Below are 4737 nucleotides of genomic sequence, written 5' to 3'. Positions count from 1 at the left end.
ATGGACGATGGGACTATATAAAATGTCCTTTGGCGACCATTTTTTTAGTCATACCTTAGTATCGATGCTACTGGCATGGACGATAACTTGTGGATTGGCAATGGTTTTCTTTGTTAGAACGAATATAAACGAAGAATGAATTTCTCAATTTAACCATATTATAAAATGATGGCGATAGCTATACATCAAACCACTCTATTTACACCAACCGCCTTTCTAACCGAATGACATATTATTCTCTATAAATGTCATGACACATCACTCGCTGCTTGACTGTTTAATTTTTTAGCTTCCTAACCTAAGCTCACCTTAAGATTTGTTTGTTGTAATAACCATAAGACAGACGATGCTACATCTAATCTGCTTATGATACCTCGCTTAGCTTTCGTTTCTAGTAGCAGGATATCGTCAACAAACAAGCAACCGATTTATTAAGGGAGTAACAACCATGCGCCAACAAGACATGATTGATGTGGTCGATGACTCTATTCTACACTCACCTAGCACCTCTAAAACTAGGCAAGTCAAAGTTTGGGATATTGTAGTGAGATTTACCCACTGGACAGTGGCAGCTGGTATTATGGCCAATCTACTCTTTACCGAAGACGGCAGCGACCTGCACACCTATGTAGGCTATACTGTTGTGGGGTTAGTGGTAATACGCTTACTTTGGGGTTTGGTAGGAACACGTTATGCGCGCTTTACGAACTTCTTCCCAACATCGACACGCATTAAAAATCACATATCAGCTTTAAGTGTTCAACGCGTTGATGAGCAGCACCTCGGTCATAACCCATTAGCAGCTATTATGATGCTATCGTTATGGGCAGTGATTATAGGATTAGGTATAACTGGTTATCTGATGGAATCCACCATTTTTAGCAATATAGAGCTGCTTGGTAATAAAGATTTTCTTGAAGAAGTACATGAATTATTAGCCAACAGTCTATATCTACTCGTTCCTCTACATATCGTCGCTGCGATTGCCATGAGCTATTGGCAACGACAGAACCTTATTAAATCAATGATAACTGGTAAGAAAAGGGTGACAGACAAGCCTTCTACTATGGATTAAATAGAGCGGTGTAATAAACATGGCACGCATATTATTAATAGAAGACGATAGCACCATTGCTGAAGGCATAATTCTCGGCTTAAAAAGTCACGGCATGATGGTCGATTGGTTTAGTGATGCCAAACAAGGTGAAATGGCGCTGCAAGAGGGTATGTTTGATGCGGTACTGCTTGATTTGACCTTGCCAAAAGGTGATGGTATGACTGTGTTACAAAACTGGCGAGCAAAACAGATAGATACGCCAGTATTGATTATCACGGCTCGCGATGCGATTGCCAATCGTGTGGCTGGACTCAATGCTGGCGCTGATGATTATTTGGTTAAGCCGTTTGCCTTAGATGAGGTCATCGCCCGTCTGCAAGCATTGATACGACGCAGTCAAGGACGTAGTCAGCCTGAAATCCGTTATGGTGAGGTCGCCTATCAACCTCACCATCAGCAAGTCTCTTATCAAGGTCAAATCGTTGAATTAACCATTAAGGAAGTGGCCATATTAGAGCAAATGCTGACCCATCCTAAGCAAGTTCATAGCCGAGCGAGTTTAGAAGACAAGCTATATGGCTGGCAACAAGATATCGAAAGTAACGCCATTGAAGTACATATCCATCATTTGCGTAAAAAACTGGGCAATGATTTTATCTTAACCAAACGCGGTATCGGCTATTATCTCAATCCAGCTTATAATAATCACTAACCATTCACATATCCACGTTTAGCTTATCCACTCTACTTCTTAATGTGTGAGCCTATGAAAAGCATCCAGCAACGGCTATTAATATCTCTATTGATTGGTCTACCCCTGCTTTGGGTACTCACCTCTAGCTTTATTGCATGGCGGCTTTGGCATGAAATCAATGAGATAAATGATACGCAAATTACTCAAGTCGCCCGTTACTTAATAGGTATCACTCCTAAAGAAAATAGCTATGAAGCTGATGACGATAAAGACAATCATGAGCAAGACGAAAGTGGAAATAAAAGTAAATATACTGCTAAAATCTATAATCTAAAAAGTAAGCAGCTATCAGGTGATCTTGGTGAGGCTGAAGATGACCATATGGGCTTTGCCATTTGGGATAGAAAAGGACGCCTATTGATGGCTGATGAAAATGGTCAGTCATTTGCTTTTTTGCCAGATCAACGTGGGTTTTTAGAAGAGCAGGACTCTGCCTATCAGCGCCTTAACCCTTTTAGTAAGCGCTGGCGTTTATTTTATGTTCATGATGACAATGACGATAAGCATGAAGGTCGGGTGATTGCCGTCGGTCAAAACCTTAAATCTCGCCAAGAGATGATTATTAATGCCATGTCGGTACAAATACTGCCAATGTTAATTGGGCTATTTGCGTTTATGGGTTTGGTAATTTGGTTGATTCGACGCGGGTTTATGCCGTTAACTCAGATAAGCGAGGAGCTTGAGCAGCGTCAACCACAAGACGATAGGCCTATCACTGCCGACGTACCGAAAGAAATTCAGCCTTTGGTGAAAGCATTGAATATTTTATTTGTGAAAGTCGCGGATACACTAGCACGTGAGCAACGTTTTACAGCCGATGCATCGCATGAGCTCAGAAGCCCGCTGGCGGCATTAAAACTACAAGCTGATTTATTGCAGCAGCAGATATTGCAATTGTCCGGTACAGAAGACGATAATCAGCTGTTCTATCATGCCCAGAAAATTAGCGATGGTATTGAACGTGCGACTCATTTAGTCGATCAGCTACTGATTTTAGCTAAAATAGAGCCGCAACAACAATTGCCCCCTGAGCAATTAGAAAGTCCGGACTGGCTGCTGCTTACGGATATTGTGCTGAGTGATGTTAACCGTCTCGCTCGTGAAAAGCACATTCAATTAAAACGCACTATACAGTGTGATAACCCTGCCGATATTTTACCCATTCTTATCAATCCAATCTTATTTAAACTGTTAATCCGTAACCTGTTAGACAATGCGATTCGCTACTGTCCTGACGGCTCTTTGATTGAGCTTCAGTTAGATAGCAATGCGATTAGAGTGGTGGATAATGGCTTGGGTGTAGAGCCAGAACAACTAGTTCGGTTAAGTGAGCGCTTCTATCGTCCAGCAGGTCAAAACCAATTAGGTAGCGGTCTTGGGCTATCAATCGCTAATCGAATAGCAGAGCTTCACGGTCTCACCTTAGATTTTACCAACCGCTCCCAACCAGAGAAAGGCTTTATCGTAACGGTAAGCAATAAAAAATAACTATAAAAAATTAAACGGTACTGTCTTAAGCTTGAGTTAATATTCACCCCGTATGCTAGTTGTATTCCCTAATAATATATATGGAGTACATCCTATGAGCCTACCTCTATTAAAACCATTATTATTGACTGTCGGTGCGACCGCATTGGTATTCTTTGGTGGTGTCATCGCTTTATCCACCCAGTCGCCTAACGCTGATAACGTTCTATCAGTGTCAAACCCCATCACGCAACTTCAACCTGCCCAGCCATCATCCCTTGCTGCCCTCAGCGCTGCGCAAGCAACTGCGCTTGCCAAACAAGACGCGCCTAATGCGATATTGCAAGCGACCCCAGAACTTATTAACTATAACGGAACAGCTGCTTATGAGGTGCTATTAGATAGTGGCACTATTTATGTTGATGCTAATTTTGGTGCAATCCTAAATCCAGTCGCTACCAACAACGTTTATGTTGAGAATGATGACGATCATGATGAGGATCATGATGAGGATAAACACCGCAGCAAAAAACAAGACAGCAAACGTTATAAAGAGAGTGAGCGTTTAATCGCTACGAGCTATCAGCAACATGATGAGGATGAGTACGATGACTAATACCAAATCACATCAGTCTAAAGCCCTTAATACAGCCGCTAGTAAAACTGCTAAAAAAGTGGATCCTTTTGCCTCTCTTAAAAGTAGCATTATGATTGTCTCGATTGCAGGCACTATGGCGGGATGGCTAGTGCTACTCAACCAAGAGACAGACAGTCAGCCTGTTAATACTGCTGTCTTAAGTACTGCTATTTCTGGGAATAGTGAGATAGCTATTGAACCAACGCCCATTGTTGATATCAGCCAGTTGCGACAGGTCAATGAAATAGCGCCTGTTGAAGCAATAAAGGTTGTCGCCCGTACACGTTCTTCTCAATAAATGAGAAAACATGTACGGTTATTGAACTTAGGTTTTTTGGTAAAGGAGACAACGAATGAAAACAAATACGACCAATAAACATAAGGCGGAACTGGAAACTATTCAACTATTCGCGATGGGTTGCCACATTCAAGTCAGCTTAAATATGACAAGGCTGAGCACTCAGTATTCACAGATAGCGATAGACCAACAAGTTGCTATTCTGGCGAGCGATATTCAGCAGCGCATAGCGCACTGGGAACAAGTATTCAGTCGTTTTGATGACACCAGTGAGCTGATGAGACTTAATAACCATACCAACCAATGGATTAAAGTGAGCCCAGAGTTATGCGAGGTTTTACAGCATGCCATTCACTTTGTCTCAAAGACTCAAGGCTTGGTAACCCCGACCTTACTTAAAGATCTTTGGACAGCTGGCTATAGGCATTCGTTTGAGACTTTGCCCAAAATATCTATGCCACCCTTGCCTGTTATTAGTTCAAACTCAAACGTTAACTTAAATACCAATACAAATTTACAGGATA

At 41.8% G+C, this 4737-nt stretch carries 6 protein-coding genes and 1 pseudogene; all 7 read left to right on the top strand.

Annotated features, from left to right (window positions below; translation table 11 throughout):
• Positions 1-139: pseudogene (locus tag VLN09_RS10585) on the top strand (PAP2 family lipid A phosphatase); the annotation flags it as partial.
• A 309-nt stretch (positions 140-448) separates the two neighbouring features.
• Positions 449-1075 carry a cytochrome b/b6 domain-containing protein gene (locus VLN09_RS10580; protein WP_325246321.1) on the top strand — a complete coding sequence of 209 codons (627 nt, stop codon included), beginning with the start codon at positions 449-451 and terminating at the stop codon, positions 1073-1075.
• Positions 1076-1094: 19 nt separating this feature from the next.
• Positions 1095-1769: a response regulator gene (locus VLN09_RS10575; RefSeq protein WP_325246319.1), complete on the top strand. Its 675-nt coding sequence runs from the start codon at positions 1095-1097 to the stop codon at positions 1767-1769.
• 54 nt (positions 1770-1823) lie between these two features.
• Complete coding sequence (locus VLN09_RS10570) at positions 1824-3299, top strand: ATP-binding protein (RefSeq protein ID WP_325246317.1); 1476 nt, start codon at positions 1824-1826, stop codon at positions 3297-3299.
• Between the two features lie 94 nt (positions 3300-3393).
• The gene (locus VLN09_RS10565; protein WP_325246315.1) at positions 3394-3894 is read left to right on the top strand and encodes a PepSY domain-containing protein; all 501 of its coding nucleotides are present in this window, start codon (positions 3394-3396) and stop codon (positions 3892-3894) included.
• A complete protein-coding gene (locus VLN09_RS10560) occupies positions 3887-4213 on the top strand; it encodes a hypothetical protein (protein ID WP_325246313.1) in 327 nt (108 codons plus the stop codon). The genes VLN09_RS10565 and VLN09_RS10560 overlap by 8 nt, the downstream gene beginning before the upstream one ends.
• Before the next feature lie 55 nt (positions 4214-4268).
• On the top strand, positions 4269-4737 hold a 469-nt coding region (locus VLN09_RS10555; protein ID WP_325246311.1), incomplete at its 3' end, for an FAD:protein FMN transferase.

This window comes from Psychrobacter sp. (assembly GCF_035469765.1).
Classification (GTDB): domain Bacteria; phylum Pseudomonadota; class Gammaproteobacteria; order Pseudomonadales; family Moraxellaceae; genus Psychrobacter.
This window is presented reverse-complemented; position numbering and strand designations above follow the sequence as displayed.